At 43.7% G+C, this 22,087-nt stretch carries 23 protein-coding genes; 15 read left to right on the plus strand and 8 right to left on the minus strand.

Annotated elements, in window-relative coordinates; genetic code table 11:
• Positions 1 to 351: 351 nt before the first annotated feature.
• From miaA to JMY08_RS11150, 4 genes are all read right to left on the minus strand, one after another.
• A complete protein-coding gene (gene miaA / locus JMY08_RS11135; protein WP_201593387.1) occupies positions 352 to 1,542 on the minus strand; it encodes a tRNA (adenosine(37)-N6)-dimethylallyltransferase MiaA in 1,191 nt (396 codons plus the stop codon).
• A gap of 50 nt (positions 1,543 to 1,592) precedes the next feature.
• Positions 1,593 to 3,455, minus strand: coding sequence for a DNA mismatch repair endonuclease MutL (gene mutL / locus JMY08_RS11140; RefSeq protein WP_227679665.1), 1,863 nt, complete (start codon positions 3,453 to 3,455; stop codon positions 1,593 to 1,595).
• 87 nt (positions 3,456 to 3,542) lie between these two features.
• Positions 3,543 to 4,112 (minus strand): tRNA (adenosine(37)-N6)-threonylcarbamoyltransferase complex ATPase subunit type 1 TsaE, encoded by a 570-nt coding sequence (gene tsaE, locus JMY08_RS11145; RefSeq protein WP_201593388.1) that lies wholly within the window; start codon positions 4,110 to 4,112, stop codon positions 3,543 to 3,545.
• A complete protein-coding gene (locus JMY08_RS11150; protein ID WP_194618758.1) occupies positions 4,105 to 4,728 on the minus strand; it encodes a 6-pyruvoyl trahydropterin synthase family protein in 624 nt (207 codons plus the stop codon). Before JMY08_RS11150 ends, tsaE begins: the two co-directional genes overlap by 8 nt.
• A gap of 416 nt (positions 4,729 to 5,144) precedes the next feature.
• On the opposite strand from JMY08_RS11150, the gene JMY08_RS14140 reads away from it, so the two are divergent.
• Complete coding sequence (locus tag JMY08_RS14140) at positions 5,145 to 5,267, plus strand: hypothetical protein (protein ID WP_264623036.1); 123 nt, start codon at positions 5,145 to 5,147, stop codon at positions 5,265 to 5,267.
• 261 nt (positions 5,268 to 5,528) lie between these two features.
• On the opposite strand, the gene JMY08_RS11155 is transcribed toward JMY08_RS14140, so the two are convergent.
• The 3 genes from JMY08_RS11155 to JMY08_RS11165 form a co-directional block, all read right to left on the minus strand.
• Positions 5,529 to 5,861, minus strand: coding sequence for a YnfA family protein (locus tag JMY08_RS11155; RefSeq protein ID WP_201593390.1), 333 nt, complete (start codon positions 5,859 to 5,861; stop codon positions 5,529 to 5,531).
• A gap of 6 nt (positions 5,862 to 5,867) precedes the next feature.
• Positions 5,868 to 6,689, minus strand: a complete 822-nt coding sequence (locus JMY08_RS11160) for a PhzF family phenazine biosynthesis protein (protein ID WP_201593392.1) — start codon at positions 6,687 to 6,689, stop codon at positions 5,868 to 5,870.
• Positions 6,690 to 6,785: 96 nt separating this feature from the next.
• Positions 6,786 to 7,811, minus strand: a complete 1,026-nt coding sequence (locus JMY08_RS11165; RefSeq protein WP_201593419.1) for a zinc-binding alcohol dehydrogenase family protein — start codon at positions 7,809 to 7,811, stop codon at positions 6,786 to 6,788.
• A 100-nt stretch (positions 7,812 to 7,911) separates the two neighbouring features.
• Here JMY08_RS11165 and JMY08_RS11170 point away from each other — a divergent pair, with 100 nt between their 5' ends.
• The 13 genes from JMY08_RS11170 to yfaE all read left to right on the plus strand — a co-directional run bounded on the left by JMY08_RS11170 (position 7,912) and on the right by yfaE (position 19,255).
• Positions 7,912 to 8,817, plus strand: a complete 906-nt coding sequence (locus JMY08_RS11170; protein ID WP_201593393.1) for a LysR family transcriptional regulator — start codon at positions 7,912 to 7,914, stop codon at positions 8,815 to 8,817.
• A 129-nt stretch (positions 8,818 to 8,946) separates the two neighbouring features.
• Positions 8,947 to 9,873 (plus strand): bestrophin family protein, encoded by a 927-nt coding sequence (locus JMY08_RS11175; protein ID WP_201593394.1) that lies wholly within the window; start codon positions 8,947 to 8,949, stop codon positions 9,871 to 9,873.
• A gap of 129 nt (positions 9,874 to 10,002) precedes the next feature.
• Positions 10,003 to 10,650, plus strand: coding sequence for a thiaminase II (gene tenA, locus JMY08_RS11180; RefSeq protein WP_201593395.1), 648 nt, complete (start codon positions 10,003 to 10,005; stop codon positions 10,648 to 10,650).
• A gap of 170 nt (positions 10,651 to 10,820) precedes the next feature.
• Positions 10,821 to 11,519, plus strand: a complete 699-nt coding sequence (locus JMY08_RS11185; protein ID WP_201593396.1) for a class I SAM-dependent DNA methyltransferase — start codon at positions 10,821 to 10,823, stop codon at positions 11,517 to 11,519.
• A gap of 357 nt (positions 11,520 to 11,876) precedes the next feature.
• Positions 11,877 to 12,197, plus strand: coding sequence for a YbeD family protein (locus JMY08_RS11190; RefSeq protein ID WP_051000722.1), 321 nt, complete (start codon positions 11,877 to 11,879; stop codon positions 12,195 to 12,197).
• Between the two features lie 512 nt (positions 12,198 to 12,709).
• Entirely contained in the window at positions 12,710 to 14,986 is a 2,277-nt protein-coding gene (gene nrdA, locus JMY08_RS11195) for a class 1a ribonucleoside-diphosphate reductase subunit alpha (protein ID WP_201593397.1), read from the plus strand.
• A gap of 103 nt (positions 14,987 to 15,089) precedes the next feature.
• Complete coding sequence (locus tag JMY08_RS11200; RefSeq protein WP_201593398.1) at positions 15,090 to 16,037, plus strand: DUF2971 domain-containing protein; 948 nt, start codon at positions 15,090 to 15,092, stop codon at positions 16,035 to 16,037.
• Between the two features lie 197 nt (positions 16,038 to 16,234).
• Complete coding sequence (locus JMY08_RS11205) at positions 16,235 to 16,489, plus strand: hypothetical protein (RefSeq protein WP_201593400.1); 255 nt, start codon at positions 16,235 to 16,237, stop codon at positions 16,487 to 16,489.
• 94 nt (positions 16,490 to 16,583) lie between these two features.
• Positions 16,584 to 16,835 carry a type II toxin-antitoxin system Phd/YefM family antitoxin gene (locus tag JMY08_RS11210; RefSeq protein WP_020443322.1) on the plus strand — a complete coding sequence of 84 codons (252 nt, stop codon included), beginning with the start codon at positions 16,584 to 16,586 and terminating at the stop codon, positions 16,833 to 16,835.
• Positions 16,825 to 17,112, plus strand: a complete 288-nt coding sequence (locus tag JMY08_RS11215; protein ID WP_010198775.1) for a type II toxin-antitoxin system RelE family toxin — start codon at positions 16,825 to 16,827, stop codon at positions 17,110 to 17,112. The genes JMY08_RS11210 and JMY08_RS11215 overlap by 11 nt, the downstream gene beginning before the upstream one ends.
• A 94-nt stretch (positions 17,113 to 17,206) precedes the next feature.
• A complete protein-coding gene (locus JMY08_RS11220) occupies positions 17,207 to 17,590 on the plus strand; it encodes a hypothetical protein (protein WP_201593402.1) in 384 nt (127 codons plus the stop codon).
• A 67-nt stretch (positions 17,591 to 17,657) separates the two neighbouring features.
• Entirely contained in the window at positions 17,658 to 18,791 is a 1,134-nt protein-coding gene (nrdB, locus tag JMY08_RS11225; RefSeq protein ID WP_010198779.1) for a class Ia ribonucleoside-diphosphate reductase subunit beta, read from the plus strand.
• A 197-nt stretch (positions 18,792 to 18,988) separates the two neighbouring features.
• The gene (gene yfaE / locus JMY08_RS11230) at positions 18,989 to 19,255 is read left to right on the plus strand and encodes a class I ribonucleotide reductase maintenance protein YfaE (protein ID WP_201593404.1); all 267 of its coding nucleotides are present in this window, start codon (positions 18,989 to 18,991) and stop codon (positions 19,253 to 19,255) included.
• Between the two features lie 120 nt (positions 19,256 to 19,375).
• Here the strand turns inward: yfaE and JMY08_RS11235 are convergent, their stop codons facing one another.
• A complete protein-coding gene (locus JMY08_RS11235; RefSeq protein ID WP_201593405.1) occupies positions 19,376 to 20,716 on the minus strand; it encodes a S1C family serine protease in 1,341 nt (446 codons plus the stop codon).
• Positions 20,717 to 21,071: 355 nt separating this feature from the next.
• Here JMY08_RS11235 and JMY08_RS11240 point away from each other — a divergent pair, with 355 nt between their 5' ends.
• Entirely contained in the window at positions 21,072 to 21,893 is an 822-nt protein-coding gene (locus tag JMY08_RS11240) for a Nif3-like dinuclear metal center hexameric protein (RefSeq protein ID WP_201593406.1), read from the plus strand.
• Positions 21,894 to 22,087 lie beyond the last annotated feature (194 nt).

The raw sequence follows: 22,087 nt of genomic DNA on the forward strand, positions 1-22,087 counted from the left end.
TTATAAAACGTATCTAAATAAACATCGGTTCTTCTTAAGTGATTCCACTTTATCGCGAATACATTATTATTGTAAAAAAATTAAGTAACCACTTGTTTCATAAACTGTTTTTACCAACAAACGTTAGACAATAATTATTGGCAAAGTCATGGTGATTCTACAAAATCCACCACTTTTCTGGTATTAAATTATAGCAGTTATTCACGTTATACTTTGAAACTAATTGTCATTACTTTCTCATGTACTTATGAAGCGTTACTACTGTGTTGTGTTTCTAAGAAGATAGTGTAAAAAAAGCCAATAAATCTACTAGGCCATATCCTCAATTCAATCGATGGTCATCTATATAGGCTAAAACAAATAGCCTCTTGCCTGTGCCATCGTTGTAAATACCTTCATCTCTAATGCATGGTTTATAGGGTCATTCGCATCGTTAAATGAGTCAGATTTTGTTGCCGTGTCTATTGCATTATCAGGCAATTGTATTACTTTACGCAGCCAAGTGTATTGGCGCTTTGCCAACTGCCTTGTCGCATATAATGCCTTATTTTGCATTTGCTGACAAGCAAGCACCTCGGTTTGGCTATCGGACAAACTTGATGCAATCAAAGGCTGAGACAGTTTGTCCTGCTTTGTTTTTTGATTTATTGACTCATCTAATGCACCAAAAGCCTCATAGAAAAGCGCCTTATCTAACTGCGGTTGCTCAAATATTGGGTGATTGATATGTACAAGGTACTCTAGTACTTGCCGATAACCAACGCAGCGCATAGAAGGTAAGTTCGGTGTCAATGGATACGCCTCAAGCAGTCCGATTACTTCAGCCACCAGACCCTCACTCCACATGATGTCTAGACGCTGGGCGATACGCTCATGCAACCACGGACGATCAGGCATCACTGCCAATACGTGCCAATTTTGATTGGGGTTATTTGCTAATGCTTGTTTGGGTTTACGTTGCCACTCACTTATAGAAATATCCGTTTGTAGATACACCTCAATGGCGCGAGTAATACGCTGAGTATCAGTGGCATTAAGACGCTGGTGACTTATCGGATCAACCTTACTCAAATACTCATATAGCGCGCTAATACCCTCGTCCTGTCGCCATTGCTCTACCTGCGCGCGAATGCCGTCATCGCTATCAGGTACAGGGGATAGTCCATCCAGTAACGCCATGTAATACATCATGGTACCGCCTACTAGCAACGGTATCTTACCGTTCTGGTGACAGCTATCAATCAAACGGGCGACATCGCTGACGAACTCAGCGACGCTATAGCTCTGCATAGGGTCAATCATATCCACTAAGTGATGAGGATAACGCGCCAGCTCATCAGACGTAGGCTTTGCCGTACCGATATTCATATCACGATATATCAGCGCCGAGTCTACTGAGATAAGCTCATAACGACCTGTATCATATAGCTCATAGGCCAGTGCTGTCTTACCACTCGCGGTTGGCGCCATCAAGCAAACCACGCTATTATCCGCTAAATTGGGACTCAAGCTATAAGATAAGCTGTCAGACGAATGTCGCATAGGATTGCCTTTACTAATGAGGTGGTGGGTAGCAAAAATATAATTTGGCGCTATTGTTTGTTCAAAGGTGAGAACATTGCCGCTACTAATTGATGACTGTCTATGATTTTGATTGCATTGTCAGTGATTAAGGAGTCAATATCTTCTATGAAAACGATCAAGTCTTGCGCAGACATTTGCGAGCTTACGGTAGCGAGTTGTTGATTGATATATGCTGGGCTCTTTAGTAACTCGTCTTTTTTGGATACGTTATTACTCAGTACCTGCGACTCAAATAACGAACTTAGCTTTGACTGCCACTCTGCTGCACTAATCAGCAGACATTTTGCTTGATGGTAAAATAGTAACCAAGGCAGCGATTTACTATCCATGTCCTTAGCATTAGCAGATTCGGTTGCTATGTCATTTAAGTGGGTAATTATATCTAAGCAGACGGGCAAAGGCTTACTTGCTACTGATGAGCTATTTGAAATATCGGCACTATTGGTCTGGGCACTCTTGGTTAAAACTTCACTTAGCGCGTTAATACTCTGTGCTGACGATTCATCACGATAAGACATTTCTGAATAGGACTGTTTTGAGCGTTGCAAAAAAGGATTGCTTAGAATAGGAGCACTTACCGACAGTTGGTATAACTGTTTAGGCGCTTGTACTTGCTGGCTTTGTCTTGAATGGGTCGTAGGCGATGCGTTGCGCGGTATCGTAGTAAAAGACTGGCTTGGAGAATTGTTATAGTCTAGCGCCTGTCTATTATAACTGGTGGATGTGACCGTATCCATCGTAGTAATGGTTTTCAGTTTTGCATGAATGGCATGGCTTAAATGTGCCATAACATTATTTAATGGACTGATCTTAATACGCTGTTTGGACGGATGGACATTGATATTAAGCCATTGAGTCGGCAAATCAAAATAAAGGGCATAACCGATGCCATTTAAATGAGCACTCTGCGCGAGTTGACGAAGCTGATTGCTGATGATCGGCTCTTTGACCAAGCGACCATTGATGTACAGTAGCTTTGGTAAGCTGTCCTGCTGTTGCGCCTGCTTATTAATAGGCCACAACCAACCATAGATACCTGCCTGCCTACTAGAGCTTGTACTATCCGTGTATTCTGTAGACGGCTGCCACAAATTGGACAAATCAATCATTACTTCAAGTGCGTTCACTGTGAGCTCTGCACTCGTGGCTTGCTCCAGCCGTGACAATGGTAAAGGATTGGCACTGATAGATCCATCGCTTGTAGGCATCGAATTTGCCAATAGCACACGTGCATTTGAAGACAGTGACAGCCGTTTTTTATTGTCATGAAAGAGACTAAGCGCTACATCTGCTCGCGCCAAAGCCACTTCGCGCACGATCGTTTCGATATGACCAAACTCGGTCGCTATAGATTTCAAATTCCCGCGACGGGCTGGTACGTTAAAGTATAAATCCTTAACCGTAATGGTCGTGCCACGATGATGCACAACTGGTATCATTTTTGGTATGTCATCTAACACACCCGCGACCTGCAACTGGCGACCGATACCACTGTCATCATGGCTACTGGTTAGCGTCAGCCGAGAAACTGCTGCTGTTGCAGCCAATGCTTCCCCGCGAAAACCCAACGTCGTAATGCCATGCAAGTTAGCCACATCCGCGACTTTGCTGGTCGCATGACGGGTAATCGCCATGACCATATCATCAGGATGAATACCAACGCCATTGTCGATCACCTCAATCATACCCATGCCGCCTTGGGTAATATGTATCTCAATATTGGTGGCATCAGCGTCAATCGCGTTTTCAAGCAGCTCTTTAACCACTGCGGCTGGGCGTGTCACGACCTCACCAGCTGCCAATTGATTGATGAGCAGCGGCGATAGTTTTTTGATGCGGGTATTAAAATGATTGTCTGGCATTTGCGGCATTAAGAGGTATCTTTATTTTGCGTAGTGATAATTTGCGTAGTGATAAGTAATGCTGGCGAATATTGATGACTTATATTAAAGGTATAATTAAATCTTAAAGGATGATAGATCCAAACCTTGCGCTTGTCCTGCCTTTGATAGTCGCAGCTCAACGTGACGAGACTCTTGATTTTTATCACTGCTATTAGCCTGCGTCATATCGATAAACAAAATCGGCGGTGGTAAATAGCTGTCCGCACGACTTGCCCATTCAATAATGACCAGCGCATTTGGCTCATCTAGATACTCATCAAAACCGATAAAAGATAGCTCTTCTGGGTCTTGCAAACGATACAAATCAGCGTGATAAACTGGCTTGATTGAGCCGTCTTTTTGCTCAATACTGTTTTGCTCAATACTGTTTTGCTCAATACTGTTTTGCTCGATGCTATAAGGCTCGACCAAGGTATAAGTTGGGCTTTTGACGGCGCCTGTATGCCCTAGCGCCTGTAACCAGTAGCGAGTCAGAGTAGTTTTACCCGCGCCTAAATCGCCAGCCAACCATACACTACCTGTCAATGGCAACGCTGCTAATTGCGCAGCCAAACGCTGAGTATCGTCTTCAGAGTACAGTGTCAATGTTTTGACGTTTTTGTCTTCTGTTGTACTATTAGGCATCAGGCATACCTGCCTGTACTTGCGTCTGTACTTGCATAGTTACCGTTGGATTAGTAAAACTTTCACCGCGAATCAATTTGGCATACAGATCGGTGTCATGCCATTCGGCACTGACTTGGTCACTGAATTCAAACGCTTCTAAATTAAGCTGACCCATTTGCTCATTGGCCACATCATCAGCAAAACACTGGGCGTAACCCGTTGCGGTTTCGTGTGCAATCACCGAGTAGACGCTGACATCAGACTCACCGTTTTGCATTTGGGTTTGCTTGAGAATTTCTTGCGCCCAAAAGAAGATGACTCTAGAGAACTGCTCTGCTGATGGCGATACCGGCAAGCTTATCCAGCGCGCGCTGAATTTTTTGCAAGCAGCGATATATTCAGGATCGTCTTTATTCCAAAAGCAAATCGCATGATCAAAGCTGTCGATAATATCCTTGATAGACGACTTTAATAGTCCAAAATCATAGACCATTTGCCCATGATCCAAGCGCTTAGCCTCAAGAATCAGTTCAATCTGATAGCTATGACCATGGATAGAGTGTTTGCAACGCTCAGAGCTGCAATTACGCACAATATGTGCATTTTCAAATTTAAAAAGTTTACGGATACGCATAACAATCAACCAAAACAGTAAGCATCTTTGTGCTAAATAGGAATATTATAAAAGTTTGCCGCGACGACTCATCGGCTTGTGGCTCATTATAGCAAATCGTGATGACTCCGTAAGTAAGCACTTACGAATACTAATATTGATATTGGTATTGATTAAACGCATCGTTTGAACATATCTTTAGCCGACAATCTGACTGAGATATTCTAAATTTCAATATAAAAGAGGCGTTGAATAAAATTTAGCCAAATAGAATGACCGCATTGAAGCGTAGGGAAATTGTGCTATCGCTATCTATTGCACAGGCTTAGAGCTATACTCAATCTAGTACGCAGCATCTGCGTCAATTGTAGCCATTCCGCCCGCTAGTCAGCCAATCTGGCTTATGGCTGTATAAGCTACCTAAAGAGGAAAAAATCATGAGTAAAGGTCAAGATAGTAAGAAAAATGTGAAAAAGAAACCACTATTGACGGCAAAAGAAAAGAAAGCCGCCAAACAATCTAAGAAAGATGACAGTGGCAGTATCTTAGGCAAACATTAATATTTAATGCATTATTACGCTGATTAAAGCTATGCCAATTGAACCTCACGGTTTGATTGGCATTTTTTGTGTTAGGCGCTGCATTGATGTTAGGGCGTGTCCTCATTTTAAAAATGAGGATAAAAGTGAGGTAAATGGCAGTCAAACAAGGAAAATAGCGCAGATAATATCGATATATTACCTAGCTAATTGACGATGTTTGGCAAGATTTAACCACTTTTAGCCCATTTAGATCGCTATCGGTTGAATTGAGGACACGCCCTAGCCACTGCGCGGTGCAAACATGATAATTGCCATGCCTAACAATGCAACCGCAGACCCTACGATATCCCATGTGGTAGGCCTGATACCGTTCACCGTCCACAACCATAAAATCGCCATCGCCACATACACCCCACCGTAAGCTGCATAGACTCTGCCTACAGCGGTTGGATGTAATGTCAGCAACCAAACAAAGGCCGCCAGACTCAGCACACTGGGAACAAGAAGCCAGATGGACTTATCTTCTCGCAGCCATAAATAAGGCAGGTAACAACCAATAATCTCTGCTAATGCGGTCAGTGCAAAAAGCCCTAGTGTCTTTAATTCTGTCAAAACCTGCTACTCCTCGACCGTGATAAATCCTGTCAAATACTGCACGGCATTGCCAGAAACAAACACCCTATCTTTTGCAACAACACAGTCTAGTACCCCGCCTCTATTTGACGCCTGATAAGCGACCAATTCATTTTTATCCAAACGCTCAGCCCATAATGGCGCAAGTCCTGTGTGCGCTGATCCAGTCACTGGGTCTTCATCACCACCATTGGCTGGCCAAAAATAACGTGACACAAAATCGTAGTCTTTAAACTCAGCAGACTTAGCTTGGCATGTCACCACCACATCTAAAGGTGCGAGCTGTTTTAGCTGCTCGTTATCACGCTCTACGTTTAATACATCGCTTTCAGAATTATAAATAACGAAATAGGCTTGGGTGTTTTTATAGACTTCAACTGGTGCAATAGACAATCCTGAAAGCAAACTATCAGGGACATTATCGACTTTTTCAGGTTCAGTATTGGGAAAATCCATTTGTATTTTGCCAGCGTCTGTTTGCACGATAGTCAATATCCCAACGGCGTCGGCTGAAAACTTAATAAAGGCTAAATTAGGATTTTTCTTAAATAACACAAAAGCAGATGCTAAGGTTGCATGACCGCAGAAGGCAATCTCAGTAAGCGGTGAAAACCAGCGGATATGATAGATATCTTTACCATCACTCTCATCTAAAACCAAAAATGCCGTCTCAGACAAATTGTTTTCAAAAGCAATCGATTGCATTAGATCATCAGCGAGCCAGCTATCGGTGATAATAACGGCTGCTGAGTTACCTTTAAAAACAGTATCAGTAAAAGCATCGATAACATTGATTTCTAGTTGCATATCTGTCTCTTATTTTTGATTGGGCTATGTCCTCATTTTAAAAATAGTGATAAAAACGAGGACATGCTTTATTAGGCTCTGTTGAATATTAAAACATTAAAAACCTTCCAATACTATTTTACCAATCGTTGTACCCGACTCTAGCGCTTGATGAGCCGCTCGTAGATTGGTCGCATTAATGATACCCATGTTTTCGCCAACCGTGGTCTGGATATAACCCTGATCAATCAAGTCAGCGACACGGTTTAATAACTGACCTTGTGCTGCCATGTCCGAGGCTTTGAACAGTGAGCGGGCAAACATAAACTCCCAATGAAATGAGAGGCTTTTGAACTTAATTTTGGTGATGTCTAACTGTTCAGGATCATCGATTATCGCTATTTTCCCAAAAGGCGTCAAGATATCTATATAGGTATCGAAATAGCTTTCAGTACTCTGAAGCCCTGCGACATGGGTCACAGGGCCAATGCCCAACGCTTCGATTTGTGCCGCTAATGGCTGGCTATGATCAATCACATAATCTGCCCCCAGTGTCTGCACCCACTGCTTTGAGCGCTCACGTGAGGCTGTCGCGATAATGGTAGCCCCCGTTAATGTCGCTGCCAGTTGTAGCAAAATAGAACCCACCCCACCTGCAGCGCCCACGACTAAGATAACCTCATTAGATTTGCTATTATCAGTGATTGGCTGCTGTTTAATAGTTAAATGCTCAAACAATATCTCCCATGCCGTGATAGTGGTCAACGGCAATGCTGCCGCTTCATTATTCGACAGACTTTTTGGTTTCATACCAACGATACGCTCATCCACCAACTGATACTCTGCATTACTGCCTTGGCGATCGAGCTCGCCTGCATAGTAAACTCTATCACCAACTGCAAAGCGTGTCGCCTTCTCACCGATAGCGACCACTTCACCGACTGCATCCCAACCAATGACTTTGTGGCTACCGTCCTCGGATGGCATGTTTTGGCGGACTTTATAATCGACAGGATTGACCGCGATAGAGCTGATTTTGACCAATAAATCAAAGCCTTCTGCGATAGGTTGTGGCAATTCAATATCTTGCAATGAGTCCGTGTGAGTAATGGGTAAAGACTGTATAAATCCAATGGCTTTCATCATGCTGCTCCGGTTCGTTAAGTGGCTGCCATCATAACGCTGGCTTATGACAAGATAAACAGGGTAATATTTGATACATTATCAAATAAGAATTGAGAATATGCTGTTATCTGATCTCGAAGTTATTCTAAAAATCGCTCAACATCGCAATATCACGGCAGCGGCAGCACATCTAGACATGCGTGTGGCAACTGCCAGTGCTGCGCTCAAGCGGGTAGAGAAAACATTGGGCGCTGAAATATTCATTCGTACCACGCGTCAATTACGTCTATCGAGTGCCGGAGAGCGCTACATTCCAGAATGTGAAAAAGCACTCTTATTGCTTGAGCAAGCTAGGCAAAATATCAAAGAAGATCTCGATATCGTCGATGGTGAGCTGCGCATTGCACTGCCTTCTGATTTGGGGCGCAACATCGTTACACCATGGCTTGATGAGTTATTAGATCATCACCCAAACATGAGCTTGAGAACCGATCTAAGCGATAGTCATATAGACTTTTATCGTGACTCTGTAGACATGGCATTACGCTATGGTTCGCCAAAAGATGCCAGTCTTTACGGCTTTAAGATTTGTGATGTCCCAGGGTTGCTTTGTGCATCGCCAGAGTATATAACACGTCACGGCATACCCCAGCATCCGCATGAGCTACCGACGCACAATGGGTTGTTTTATCAGCTGTACGATATCACTCACGATGTGTGGGAATTCACTAAGAACAAGCAAGTTTATAAAATAAAAATGAGTGGCAATCGAGCCTCTAACGATGGTGATCTGGTCAGGCGCTGGTGTGTCGAAGGAAAAGGACTTGCTGTAAAATCCTGCTTGGATGTTTCGAGTGACATATCAGAAGGCAAGCTAATTCATATCATGACCGACTATCAAGCAAAGCCAAGCGAGCTTTGGCTCATCTGCCCAAGTAGGCAATCGATAACCCCTGCCGTCAGACTGCTCAGAGACACCTTAAGAGAAAAATGCAAGGATCTTTTGAGTCGTTTAGCCATATAGTTTGCACGCTATGTTTCACTTTTTTTGCACAGTGTCCGATGGGCAATCAAAAACAAGAATACTCAAATTTTAACAACGCTATTGTATAATGCACGGCCTACTAACATACCCCATCGCTAGGAAGCTGACATGATTGTCCGCCAAACCCCCAATGCCCTCAAGATATTTTTCACCCTGCGTGGCTCCATCATTCCAAAAGTCTATCGGCAAATTCTGCTGATTACTATTCTTAGTACACTCATAACGATTATTCAGCACTGGCTTCCTGACTCTTTTCCTTATTATGGTATGGCGATGTTTACCTTGCTCGGAATCGCGTTATCGTTGTTTCTTGGGTTTCGGAACAACGCCAGTTATCAACGTTGGTGGGAAGCTCGAGGACTGTGGGGTCAGCTGGTATATGATTCCCGCAGTTTAACGCGTCAAGTGCTGTCTTTTATAGAGGATGACACCGATGCTGGGCGTGATACTCAACGAGCGATGATTCACTTGGCGATCGCTTTTGCTCATGCTGTGCGCCACAGGCTACGTGGTACGTCACCTTGGGAAGATATCGAGCCATTTGTAGCGTTAACGCATCATGACAATATGCGCCAGGCGAAAAACGTACCTGATTATATAATGCGCCTCATGGGTAAGCAGCTCGGTGACATTCGGCGGCAAGGACTGGTGTCTGAGCAAGTCATCCAAAACATGGACGAGCGCCTGACATCTATGACGATTGTATTGGCGGCTTGCGAGCGCATTCATAATACGCCGCTGCCATTTGCTTATATGCTGTTGGTACATCGCACGACCTATCTATATTGCATCCTGTTGCCTTTTGGCTTGGTGGCCTCACTCGGTTGGGCCACTCCGTTGATTTCTGCGGTGATCGCTTACACCTTCTTTGGTTTGGATGCCCTTAGCGAAGAGCTGGAAGAGCCTTTTGGCTTGGCAGCTAACCAACTACCCCTGACTGCCTTATCACGCACAATCGAAATCAATCTGCGAGAAGCATTAGGAGACACGGATATCCCGCCTGATATCGCGCCTATCAATGGCTACTTACCGTAAGTCGCATCAGCAATTGAAAACTTAGCTGTCCAAATGTATGATGCCATTATACTTGGTGCATCCCTTGCTAATAATGCATGAGTTCGTCTACCATCTGCTTACTCGCACTGATAAAAGTAAGTGAACACTATGAATTACCAAACGCTACGTCACCATTGCCCAACTTGGGATGATTATATTCAGCATGACTTTGTCAAGCAACTAGCGGCAGGTACGCTCGCCCCTGACAGCTTCCGCCACTACCTCGTCCAAGACTATTTATATCTGCTTCACTATACCCGCGTGATGGCGCTGAGCGTGTATAAAAGCGACACTCTGGCGCAAATGCGCGTCGGTCAAGCGGGTATCAATGCCATGCTCGATATGGAAATTGGCATGTATTTGGACTTCTGCCACCAATGGGGCATAGCGCTTGAAACCGTCGAGAATGCGCCTGAGTCTACCGTAACCATCGCCTATAGCCGCTATATATTAGACGCTGCCCTGTCAGGCTCACTGGCTGAGCTTTATGCTGCTATTGCCCCTTGCTTGATGGGCTATGGCGAAATTGGCAAACGCATCAAAGCCGAAGGATTTATCACGGGCAATCCCTATCAACCATGGATTGATGTATTTTCTAGTGATGCGTTTCAAGCGATTACCGCACAGAACGAAGCGCAGATCAATGAACTACTGGCACACGCTAGCCCTGCTCAAGCAGACAAGTTCCAACAGTTATTTAATACTGCTTCACGGATGGAAGTGAATTTTTGGCAGCAAGCATTAGATCTGTCATAACCTGTATTTTTTAACGTGAATTAACTATATAGTCAGTTCAATATAAAAAAGAGACAGAGTGACAAGGCAACCGAGTGCAGATGTATGAGTAATACTTTAAGCGAGGTTAACGCTGTCACTCTTTTATAGTGGATTAACGATACAATAAAAAATACTCAAGGAGAGATATCATGGCAGCATTTGATGAACACGCAAGCGCGTACGATAGCTGGTTTTTTGACAATCAAAACTTACTGACCAGTGAGCTAAAATTAGTTGCCCATTTCTTAGATAAAGACAGTGAGATATTGTCTATCGGTTGTGGTAGCGGATTATTTGAATCACTACTAGCAAAAGATTATGATATTCATATCAAATATGGCATTGAGCCTTCTAAGGACATGGCAGCCGTCGCCGAAAAGCGCGGATTGCAAGTAGATATCAGCCCTGCTGAAACTTGCGAGATCGAGCCCAATAAGTTTGACATTATTATGTTCAACGGCAGTGTCAGCTATATCAACGATTTGGATGCCTGTATTAAAAAGGCATTTGACGCTCTAAAAACTGGCGGCAAGCTTATCCTCATCGATGTACCAAAAGAGAGTGGCTTTGCCAGCTTATACAATTTGGCCAGCTCGTTAGGCACTTGGGAGCATCCGCTACTTGCGCACATCTCCCCTGCTGACCCTTATCCTATTGAACTGGTAAAGTCAGCCAATTGGCGCACTTCAGATGAAAAAATCGCGCTGATGCAAGCCAATGGTTTCGTCGATTTTGAGTATGCGCAGACCTTATTGACCCATCCAATGTATGCCAATGATAAGGTACAAGAGGTCATCGACGGTTATGACCGTGGGGATTATGTGGCGGTTTGTGGTTATAAAAGATAAGCGGTCACTGTCCATACCCTGTCCGTAACGTAGCCGAAGGTTCGACATACCCTAATGTGCTGTCGCCGCTATCACAGGACTTGAATAATAGGCTTAGTGCCACTATAAATGGGCAATAAAGCTCTTATCCAAATATAGTCAAATCCATATAAATCCGCTACATCGTCATCCGCGCTAAGCATACTAATGTATAACTTGCGCTCGGTTTACTTGTATCGAAATTATTTGAATTCAACTATAGCTCATATTTAAAAAAACGAGGCAAATATCATGAGTGATAATTCAAAAGATACTGATAATCAAAACACTAATCAAAGCAGCAACCAAAACACCAACCAAAGCACTAAAGACGTCACCATGACGGATCTGACACCCAATGAAGGTGTCTTAAAAGGCAAAAAAACCGACATTCAAAATCCAGAGCTGTGGGATTTTCCAATGAACTACCCTTTGAGCATCATTGGTCATGAAGGCGAGCATGAAAGCTTGCTTAATGAAGTGAAGCTGATCCTCGGTAGCCAGTTCCCTGATTTTGATTTGGCCTCGATAGAAGTTAAGCCATCTAAAACGGGTCGCTTTCATTCAGCGCGTGTCAATTTATATCTCACAGCAGCCGATCAAGTGAATACGCTTTATGCCTCACTTGATGATGCAAAAACGGTTCGTATGGTCGTATAAACAGGTAATGGGTGTTTAGAAAAAAACAACCCCTTTTCCGTCCAGATCGTCACTCACTATTGATAACATACGGGTGGCGATTTTTTATGGTTTGGTGTACAATCTGCGCCCGCATTATTGCCGCTCTGATCACTATTATCAGTCGACAATAACCGATAAAATAAAAATCAAATCGTCACGATATTTTTACAAAAAATTTATGATGAGCGCATTTGCGTCTAACCCTTATCCCATCGTCCTTTGCCCAAATCTGGACAGCTCACAACCTCGCAGCAACATAGTTTTAGTCTAAAATCAATATAGTATTTTCAAAATTTTCCCGCTATATTGTGCCTACCAATTAACAAACACGCTATATGTAGTACTCAGTGATTTTAATCATCATTATGAGTAGCGGTAGTTTTTTGCCTAAAAAAACTGGCTATCGCAACCCAGCATCGTAGCGTTATAAAGAATGTCTGCCGCCGATTCAGCGCGCAGCATCACAATAAGCAATCAAAATAGAGGCCAGCATGACACATATTGACAAAATCCAAGTAACCAAACGTGATGGACGTTTAGAACTTATTGATTTGGATAAAATCCATAAGGTAATCGAATGGGCCGCTCACGGCTTGGACAACGTGTCTGTATCACAAGTTGAGCTAAAGTCGCACATCCAGTTTTATGAAGGTATCAAGACTCGTGACATTCACGAAACCATCATCAAATCTGCTGCTGACCTTATCTCTGAAACGACGCCTGATTATCAATATCTAGCGGCTCGTTTGGCTATTTTCCATCTGCGTAAGATTGCTTACAATAGATTCACGCCGCCACATCTATTCGATCACGTTACAACGCTGACCAATGCTGGTAAATATGATGAGCATATCCTAGCTGACTATAGCCGTGCTGAATTTGACGAGTTAGAAGAATATCTCGATCACTGGCGCGATATGAACCTTGCGTATGCGGCTGTTGAGCAAATGGCAGGTAAATACCTTGTCCAAGACCGCGTGAGCAAAACCGTCTTTGAAAGCCCGCAGTTCTTGTACATGCTGGTTGGTATGTGCTTGTTCAGCCGTTACGAAAAGTCAGAGCGTATGAACTATGTGAAGCGTTTCTATGATGCGACTTCACAATTCAAAATCTCACTACCGACGCCTATCATGTCTGGTGTGCGTACGCCATCGCGTCAGTTTAGCTCGTGCGTATTGATCGAATGTGGTGATAGCTTAGACTCTATCAACGCGACCACTAGCGCCATCGTACGCTATGTGTCACAGCGCGCTGGTATCGGCATCAACGCTGGTCGTATCCGTGCCCTTGGTAGCCCTATCCGTGGCGGCGAAGCACAGCACACTGGCTGTATCCCATTCTATAAATTGTTTCAGACAGCAGTTAAATGCTGCTCACAAGGTGGCGTACGTGGCGGTGCTGCGACATTGTTCTACCCACTATGGCATTTAGAGGTTGAGTCATTACTGGTACTCAAAAACAACCGCGGCGTCGAAGACAACCGTGTCCGTCATATGGATTACGGCGTCCAGTTAAACAAAACGATGTACACGCGCCTCATCAAAGGTCAAGACATCTCGCTATTCTCTCCAGGTGATACGCCTGGCTTGTATGATGCGTTCTTTGAAGATCAAGACAAGTTCGAAGAGTTATACACCAAGTACGAAAATGACCCTGCTATCCGCAGCCGTCAAATCCCAGCCGCAGACTTGTTCAGCCTAATGATGCAAGAGCGCGCCAGTACGGGTCGTATCTATATCCAAAATGTCGATCATTGCAACACCCATAGCCCATTTGACGCGACGGTTGCCCCGATTCGCCAGTCAAACCTATGTATGGAAATCGCGCTACCGACCAAACCACTTGATAACATCAATGACGAAGAAGGCGAAATCGCGCTTTGTACGCTATCAGCGGTCAACTTGGGTAAAGTCGAAAACGTCAGCGATATCGAAGAGCCAGCCGAACTAATCGTCCGTGCGCTTGATGCCCTGCTCGACTATCAAGATTATCCAGTCAAAGCCGCTCAAAACGGCAGCATGCGTCGCCGTACGCTCGGTGTGGGCGTGATTAACTATGCTTATTACCTTGCTAAAAATGGCGTGCGCTATTCAGATGACAGCGCGCTTGGTCTGACCCATCAGACGTTTGAAGCATTGCAATTCTATCTCTTGAAAGCGTCAAACAAATTGGCAAAAGAGCAAGGCGCTTGCCCTGCGTTCAACGAGACCACGTACTCACAAGGTATCTTACCGATTGATACGTACAAAGCCGACTTGGATAAAATCTGCCAAGAGCCGCTACATCTCGATTGGGAAACGCTACGTGGCGAGATCACTGAGCACGGTCTACGCAACTCTACCCTAACCGCCTTGATGCCGTCTGAGACCTCTAGTCAGATCGCCAACGCGACCAACGGTATCGAGCCCCCACGCGGTCTGGTCTCTATCAAGGCGTCAAAGGATGGCATCCTAAAGCAAGTCGTGCCTGAGATTACGACCCTAAAAGATCAGTACGAGCTACTATGGCAAATGCCAAACAATGACGGTTACCTAAAACTGGTCGCTGTCATGCAGAAGTTCGTCGATCAAAGTATCTCTGCCAATACCAACTATGATCCTGTTCGTTATGCTGGTGGCCGTGTACCGATGAAGATATTGCTAAAAGACTTGCTAAACGCTTATAAAATGGGTGTGAAGACGTTGTACTACCATAACACTCGTGATGGTGCGAACGATGCCCAAGCGGATATGGAAGATGATTGTGCAGGTGGGGCTTGTAAGATATAAATTCAACCTCGAAATAAATGATGCAGATGAAACCCTAGTTTAATCTGCATCGCTATTTCTAAGACTCGTAGTGACCTTATCACCTAATAAAGCGAGGTAACTTTTGAATTTATACAAATATAGAGAGTTGAATAAGTTTACACGTGAATCTTTGGAAGAAAACTATTTTTGGGCACCTTCGAAAGAAACATTAAATGATCTTTGTGAATGCTACTATTCTACTGAGTCATATAATACGTTCATGAGTTTCGCTTCCTTGATAGCTCCTCAAATAGATAAGAATGAGCTTCATAATCAATTTGATTCAATCCAAGACATGATTAAAAATTCAGGCATTTTTTCCCTTAGTAAGTCTTACAATATTTCCTCTCTATGGGCTAGTTACGCACAGAATCATACAGGGATTTGCATTGAGTATGATTTAGAAGGTTTGATAGGTAGGAATAAAGGTCTTTATCAATGTTTGGATGTGATGTACTCAGATACTCCGCCTGATATTGGAGTTGACGATATTAGCAATGATGTTCTATTACAAAAAATGATTGGCACAAAGCATCTGGACTGGGATAAAGAACAAGAATTTAGAATCGTTTGTGATAATCAGGGTAAAAACCATCATCGTTCCGATGCTATCCGAGGCATAATTTTTGGATTAAAAACACCTGACGAAAGCAAGAATAAGCTTATGAAGCTATTATCTAATAGAAACATTAAGTTCAAACAGTTAGTAAACGATGGTAAAAGCTATAGCTTACATACACAAGATATTGTTAATACATTTGATAAAAAAGTAAGTTTAAATAGTAGTACTAATTATGAACATCTAATTCCGAATGAAGCTCATATTAAGGATGATCATAAAATATTTAGACCTTATTTCCACAAGGTAGCAAGCTTTATGGAGTCTTATTCAGATTGTATAGAAGTAACTGATATGGACTTCTCACAAATATCAACTACTGAAGACCCCATAATTTATGTGAATTTTAAAGAAAAAGATTCGATTTTTCCTTACAGTAAGAAAATTTTTAGAATTAAAGATATGGATTAAGCGAGCGTAGGTTGGGTGGAGCTTGCGACACCCAACGATTTTAATTGAATAATACGTTGGGTCTCATCCTTCGACACCAACCTACCTTTAGATCGTGGCGGTTATTGTAGGCTGGATTTTCAACCCAGCCTACGCAAAAAAAAATCCAACTTTATAGCTTATGTTTGCTCGTAACGTAGGGTGCGCCTAGAGCACCGATGATATGGAAATCATGTTTAAAGGTGCGCGAGGCGCACCCTACAAATTACGTCCAATCAGAAGAGTCCTTAAGAAAAAAGAAAGACGCCCTAACAAGGCTTTTTAGCCCCGACTATAGCGGTATCCTGCTGACGACGATGGCGATGCAGGCTGTGGCTGGACGTAGTATCGGGGCAACAGGAATGCGGTCAGACACGATAGACTGCACGCCAGCGGCCAAGCAGATACAAGCGGTAGGCGGGATTGGCTACTAAAAATATTTAAGTTTAGTACTATAACAAATAAGACCTAATTTTCGTGCTAAAATCAGCCCTATATTTAGAGCGTAATATTAGCGGAGAATGAAGCATGCAACCAATATTTGCCACACAGACAGCCAGTATCTCAGAACTAAAAGCCAACCCATCGGCACTGATCAAACAGTCAGACGGTGAGTCCATTGCTATTTTAAACCACAATAAACCCGTGGCTTACTTAGTCTCGACAGACGTCTTTGAGCGCATGATGGAAGCGATGGACGACATGGCATTGAGCCAAACCGTTAGCGCACGATTGAATGATGGGCAGATACCGATAAAGGTAACGTTGGATGACTTATAATCTTGAGTTTCATCCTTTGGCATTGAAAGAGTGGAAAAAGATAGCACCAAATATTCAGCAGCAGTTTAAGAAAAAATTACAGCAGCGATTGTCAAACCCTCATGTGCCTGCGTCAAAACTATCGGGACATACCGATACTTATAAAATTAAGCTACGCACTGTAGGGTATCGTCTGGTATACACCGTAAAAGATGATGTGGTGGTGGTTTATGTATTGGCAGTTGGCAAAAGAGAAAACAACAAAGTATATGACAATCTTGCGACGCGCCAGCCATGATGAAGCTAAGATATTGAGACAGTTATCATAAAAGGCATCCAGCGCTATCATAGAAATATAGAAACACACAAACAATAAAAACGACGGAGGTCATGTGCAATATACCGCAATCATCAAAGACGGTGGTTTGTTTATCCCAAACGTATTTTCAGACCTAAACGATGGTGGCTCGCATATCGTACAAGTGGAAGTCGACATCGCAAACGTCCGTGAGCAATTAGGCGAAGGCATAGCGGTAAAACCAGAAGTATTAAAGAAAGACGCCGCAAAAGCACCGAAAAAACCAGTAAAGAGAGCGACCAAAAAAGACGTACAGAAAGAAATACAGCAACTATCAGATGATGAGGGTTTGAGTGCGCTGCGTAAGAGTGCTATCGATGAATTGGAAGCATTAGATGATGTGGAGCTGAGCGAGATATTCAAAGCCTATATGAACGATGGACAAGAGTCCTCACAGATATCGCTAGAGCACTTGTAATCCAATCCAATCAAACCCAGTCAAATCCCTATAAATTAATAACCGTATCAATTATAAAGGCAGTCTCATGACTTACTCGATTTTTTCTCAAACGCCAAACAATGCGCTAAAAGAGCCGATGTTTTTTGGTAATCCGGTCAACGTGGCGCGTTACGATCAACAAAAGCACCCAATCTTTGAGCAATTGATCGAAAAGCAACTGTCGTTCTTTTGGCGTCCAGAAGAAGTTGATGTGTCAAAAGACCGTATGGACTTTGGCAACCTGTCCTCGCATGAGCAGCACATCTTTTTGAGTAACCTCAAATACCAAACCCTACTCGACTCTATCCAAGGTCGTAGCCCAAACGTCGTGCTATTACCACTGGTGTCTATCCCTGAGCTTGAGACGTGGATTGAGACATGGTCATTCTCTGAGACCATTCACTCACGCAGCTATACCCATATCATTCGCAATATCGTCAATGATCCAAACATCATCTTTGATGACATTATGCAAAATGAGCACATCTTAGAGCGTGCCTCTGACATTGCCCAATATTACGATGATCTGTACCGCAACTCGCAGCTATATAGCTTGTACGGTGCTGGTACGCACAACGTCAATGGCGAGGAAGTGACTGTCGATTTGAGATCACTGAAAAAGCAGATGTATCTGTGTATCGTCGCGGTCAACGTCTTAGAAGCCATTCGCTTTTATGTGTCATTTGCCTGCTCGTTTGCCTTTGCTGAACGTAAGCTGATGGAAGGTAATGCCAAAATCATCAAGCTGATTGCTCGTGATGAAGCGCTGCATTTGACGGGTACGCAGCATATGCTTAACCTCATGCGCAATGGTCGTGACGATCCTGAGATGGTCGAGATTGCCGCAGAGTGCTACGAAGAAAGCATTGAGATCTTCCGTAAAGCTGCCGAGCAAGAAAAAGAATGGGCAGGTTATCTGTTCAAAGATGGCTCAATGATTGGTCTGAACAAAGACATTCTTTGCCAATATATCGAATTCATCACCAACTTGCGTATGGAAGCCGTTGGCTTGCCGTCAGTATTCCCGAACTCTAAATCAAACCCGATTCCATGGATCAATACGTGGTTGTCGTCTGACAATGTGCAAGTGGCGCCGCAAGAGACAGAAATCAGCTCGTACTTGGTTGGTCAGATTGACTCGGATTTATCAGACAGCGATTTTGATGACTTTGAGTTGTAGAAGATAGTTTTTCAAGATTGAGCTTTTAATATAGTCAATTCATCATAGAATAAGTGTAGTGCTGCTGGGATAAGTTTTGCGCAGCCTCTGTCTGCGTAGGCACAGCAAGCAAGTAAAATTTATTCCAGTAGCACGTTATAATAATTGTACTTATTTTATTTAGGATTGACCATATTATAAAAAGATAGGATAAAACTATGACTTGGGTAATGACGAGTAAGAAGCAATTTTACTTGCATGATGATGAAAGTCTGCTCGATGGACTGCTGCGCACTGGACATGCAGTCAATTATCAATGTAAGGAAGGCTACTGTGGCAGCTGCCGGATAAAACGTATCGCCAGCTCACACGTCATTGACTATCCGTTTGAACCACTCGCTATGATTGACGAAGATGAAATCCTGCCCTGCTGCTGCCGTGTACGAGGGGTCGTTTATATCAATCATGAGCCTATTGAGAAATAGAGAAAAACAAACATAAAAAAGCGCGCTATCTACATAAGATAGCGCGCTTTTTTATGTTATTAGCTAAATGAATATGCTGTCTCATAAACACATTATGAATCAGCACATGGTTATGAGAAATTACTGTGCTGCGGTGTCTTGTTCAAACAGCTTCATCAGCTCTTCACGCATACGATCACGCTCAGCCTTTGACATCATGGGCGCTTCTTCATCATTCTGAATGCTTCGCTCGGGCATCTCGCCCTCTTCCATTCCGCCTATGCTTCCCTCTTGTAGGACGACAGGACGCTCGATAGGCTCTTGTGCTGGGCGCTCTTCTAGCATTATTTTTACTTGTGCATTCTTACCTTGGCGTAGTATCTGTGCATCAAGCTCAGTATCTGGCGCTTTGCGAGCAACGTACTGAATCAAAGTATTGGCATCTGTCATTTCCACACCGTCGATGGTCAGGACGATATCGCCGACACGTAGACCACTCTTTGCCGCTGGACTTTGATCGATGACGTTTAGCACTTCTACGCCTGTTGAGGTCTCAAGCTGCGTTGGATCACGTAGCTGCGATTGTATCTCGATACCTAGCCAGCCGCGACTGACCTTGCCATCTTTAATCAGTGCATTCATTACTTGCTCAACTAGCGCTGTTGGAATGGCAAAACCAATGCCCATCGAGCCACCAGAGCGCGAGAATATAACCGTATTGATGCCCACCAACTCACCGCGAGCATCGACCAGCGCACCACCTGAGTTACCTGGGTTAATCGCTGCATCAGTTTGAATGAAGTCTTCGAACTTATTGACACCCAGACCCGTACGTCCAGTCGCTGAGATAATACCTTGGGTCACGGTCTGACCGACACCAAACGGATTACCAATCGCCAGTGCCAAATCACCCACGCGAATAGGATTTTCGCGGAAGCCAAGTGGGGTCAATCCTGTCATATCGACCTTGATCACTGCCAAATCGCTATCAGGGTCGGTACCGATGACTCTGGCACGGCTCTTACGACCATCGTTAAACGCGACTGTGATCTCATCTGCCTTTTCGATCACATGAGCATTGGTCACGATATAACCATCTTCTGATACGATCACGCCTGAACCTAAGTTGGTTGATCCTTGATCTTGGGAAGGCCCGCTATGATCTTCAAAGAACCGGCGCAGGATAGGATCATCCATATACGGATGCTCTGCCATCGTCTGGGTGGTATAGATATTGACCACGGATTGCGAGGCACGGGCAACCGCATTATGATAAGAAGAAATAGGCGCTGGCGTATCTGCCACTGGTTCTGACGCTTGCTGCTCCGCAGGTGGGGTTCTTGGTGGCTCCCACGTGGCCTCCGACGTCGACTTCATACTCGTGAACAACCAGATAAACGCTGCCAATACTAGCAGCAATAAGACCCAAGGTAACCATTTTAATAAAGACGCCTTGTTATTGGTGTTCCGGGATGACGACATATAAAACCTCTATAAATTTAATGCACACAGACAGTGAAAAACGAAGTGAGCCAATGGTGACTGCTGGGCTGCTATTGACCCACTAATCATGTGATCAATTGCTCCATCAGCTAGGCAGACTCACATGTATAAATTATAACCGCAATACTATTAAATAGTAACGTATCGTGTACCATTTCAGTTATCCAGCTTATCTGTTTGCTTACACCAGCATGTTAAAATAACTCTGATAAAGGATTAAACTAAAAAGATAAAGAATTAAACTAAAAACAGCCCTTACAAATAACTCATAATTTTTGCTCACTTGATCGACTGCACTTTACTTCATATATTTTATTGACGATAGGAAAACATAATGACTGCAAATCATACGACAGCTGAATCGAATAATCAAAGCATCAGCGCTCAGACGTTGACACAGTTCTGTGACGACTACTTATCCGCCAGCACCTTTAAAGACTATGCGCCAAATGGCCTACAAGTAGATGGTGGACGTCCGATCCAGCGTATCGTAACCGGTGTAACGGCTTGTGAGGCCTTGATTGACGCTGCCATCGCTGACAATGCCGATGCCATCATGGTGCATCATGGTTATTTTTGGAAAGGCGAACCTGCCCCTCTCACTGGTATGAAAGGTCAACGCGTTCGCAAATTGATGCAGCATGGCATCTCTATGATTGGCTATCATTTGCCCCTTGATGCGCATCCGATCACTGGTAACAACGCAAGACTCGCTGACATGTTGGATATGACGATTACTGGTGCGCTCTATCCTGCTGAGTCACATCCTGTTGGCAACATCGCCACTTGCACACCGCAAAGCGCGGATAGTCTCATTGCAAAGATTACGCAAGCACTAGGGCGTGCACCGCTACATATTGCGGCCGAGTATAATTCTGGTAAAGAGGCAGAGAATAAAAGGCTTATCAAACGTGTCGGTATTTGTACGGGCGGCGCGCAAGATATGATTGAACAAGCTGCCACGATGAGCTGCGATGCGTTTATCTCTGGTGAGATATCAGAACGTACCACGCATATCGCGCGCGAGCTTGGTATTGATTACTTTGCCTGTGGTCATCATGCAACCGAACGTGGCGGTATTCAAGCGCTAGGTGAGATAGTTGCCCAGAAATTTGGACTACCAGTGACTTTCATTGACATCGATAACCCAGCCTAACCATTAAATTAGTTATTAAACTTAGTCATCATAAAACCACCTCAGTAGTAACTGAAACATATAGTGTAAGAAAGCCCATAATATCAAGTAGGTTAATCAAGTTTTGATCAATGTAGCAATAATGAGGGCATTTCTTACCGTCTATAGTCCAATTGTTAAGTTTTATCGCTCTTTTCTTAACTTAACTTGAATAA

The organism is Psychrobacter sp. Pi2-51 (assembly GCF_904846665.1).
GTDB lineage: Bacteria > Pseudomonadota > Gammaproteobacteria > Pseudomonadales > Moraxellaceae > Psychrobacter > Psychrobacter glaciei.

What these genes read in the sequence shown, in the direction of transcription:
- JMY08_RS11215 (WP_010198775.1), top strand. Translation starts at nt 16,825, where the DNA reads ATGACTTATAATCTTGAGTTTCATCCTTTGGCATTGAAAGAGTGGAAA.
- JMY08_RS11240 (WP_201593406.1), top strand. Translation starts at nt 21,072, where the DNA reads ATGACTGCAAATCATACGACAGCTGAATCGAATAATCAAAGCATCAGC.
- JMY08_RS11150 (WP_194618758.1), bottom strand. Translation starts at nt 4,728, where the DNA reads ATGCGTATCCGTAAACTTTTTAAATTTGAAAATGCACATATTGTGCGT.
- yfaE (WP_201593404.1), top strand. Translation starts at nt 18,989, where the DNA reads ATGACTTGGGTAATGACGAGTAAGAAGCAATTTTACTTGCATGATGAT.
- miaA (WP_201593387.1), bottom strand. Translation starts at nt 1,542, where the DNA reads ATGCGACATTCGTCTGACAGCTTATCTTATAGCTTGAGTCCCAATTTA.
- JMY08_RS14140 (WP_264623036.1), top strand. Translation starts at nt 5,145, where the DNA reads ATGAGTAAAGGTCAAGATAGTAAGAAAAATGTGAAAAAGAAACCACTA.
- JMY08_RS11235 (WP_201593405.1), bottom strand. Translation starts at nt 20,716, where the DNA reads ATGTCGTCATCCCGGAACACCAATAACAAGGCGTCTTTATTAAAATGG.
- tenA (WP_201593395.1), top strand. Translation starts at nt 10,003, where the DNA reads ATGAATTACCAAACGCTACGTCACCATTGCCCAACTTGGGATGATTAT.
- JMY08_RS11205 (WP_201593400.1), top strand. Translation starts at nt 16,235, where the DNA reads ATGATATGGAAATCATGTTTAAAGGTGCGCGAGGCGCACCCTACAAAT.
- JMY08_RS11185 (WP_201593396.1), top strand. Translation starts at nt 10,821, where the DNA reads ATGGCAGCATTTGATGAACACGCAAGCGCGTACGATAGCTGGTTTTTT.
- JMY08_RS11170 (WP_201593393.1), top strand. Translation starts at nt 7,912, where the DNA reads ATGCTGTTATCTGATCTCGAAGTTATTCTAAAAATCGCTCAACATCGC.
- tsaE (WP_201593388.1), bottom strand. Translation starts at nt 4,112, where the DNA reads ATGCCTAATAGTACAACAGAAGACAAAAACGTCAAAACATTGACACTG.
- nrdB (WP_010198779.1), top strand. Translation starts at nt 17,658, where the DNA reads ATGACTTACTCGATTTTTTCTCAAACGCCAAACAATGCGCTAAAAGAG.
- JMY08_RS11165 (WP_201593419.1), bottom strand. Translation starts at nt 7,811, where the DNA reads ATGAAAGCCATTGGATTTATACAGTCTTTACCCATTACTCACACGGAC.
- JMY08_RS11210 (WP_020443322.1), top strand. Translation starts at nt 16,584, where the DNA reads ATGCAACCAATATTTGCCACACAGACAGCCAGTATCTCAGAACTAAAA.
- mutL (WP_227679665.1), bottom strand. Translation starts at nt 3,455, where the DNA reads ATGCCGCAAATGCCAGACAATCATTTTAATACCCGCATCAAAAAACTA.
- nrdA (WP_201593397.1), top strand. Translation starts at nt 12,710, where the DNA reads ATGACACATATTGACAAAATCCAAGTAACCAAACGTGATGGACGTTTA.
- JMY08_RS11175 (WP_201593394.1), top strand. Translation starts at nt 8,947, where the DNA reads ATGATTGTCCGCCAAACCCCCAATGCCCTCAAGATATTTTTCACCCTG.
- JMY08_RS11160 (WP_201593392.1), bottom strand. Translation starts at nt 6,689, where the DNA reads ATGCAACTAGAAATCAATGTTATCGATGCTTTTACTGATACTGTTTTT.
- JMY08_RS11190 (WP_051000722.1), top strand. Translation starts at nt 11,877, where the DNA reads ATGACGGATCTGACACCCAATGAAGGTGTCTTAAAAGGCAAAAAAACC.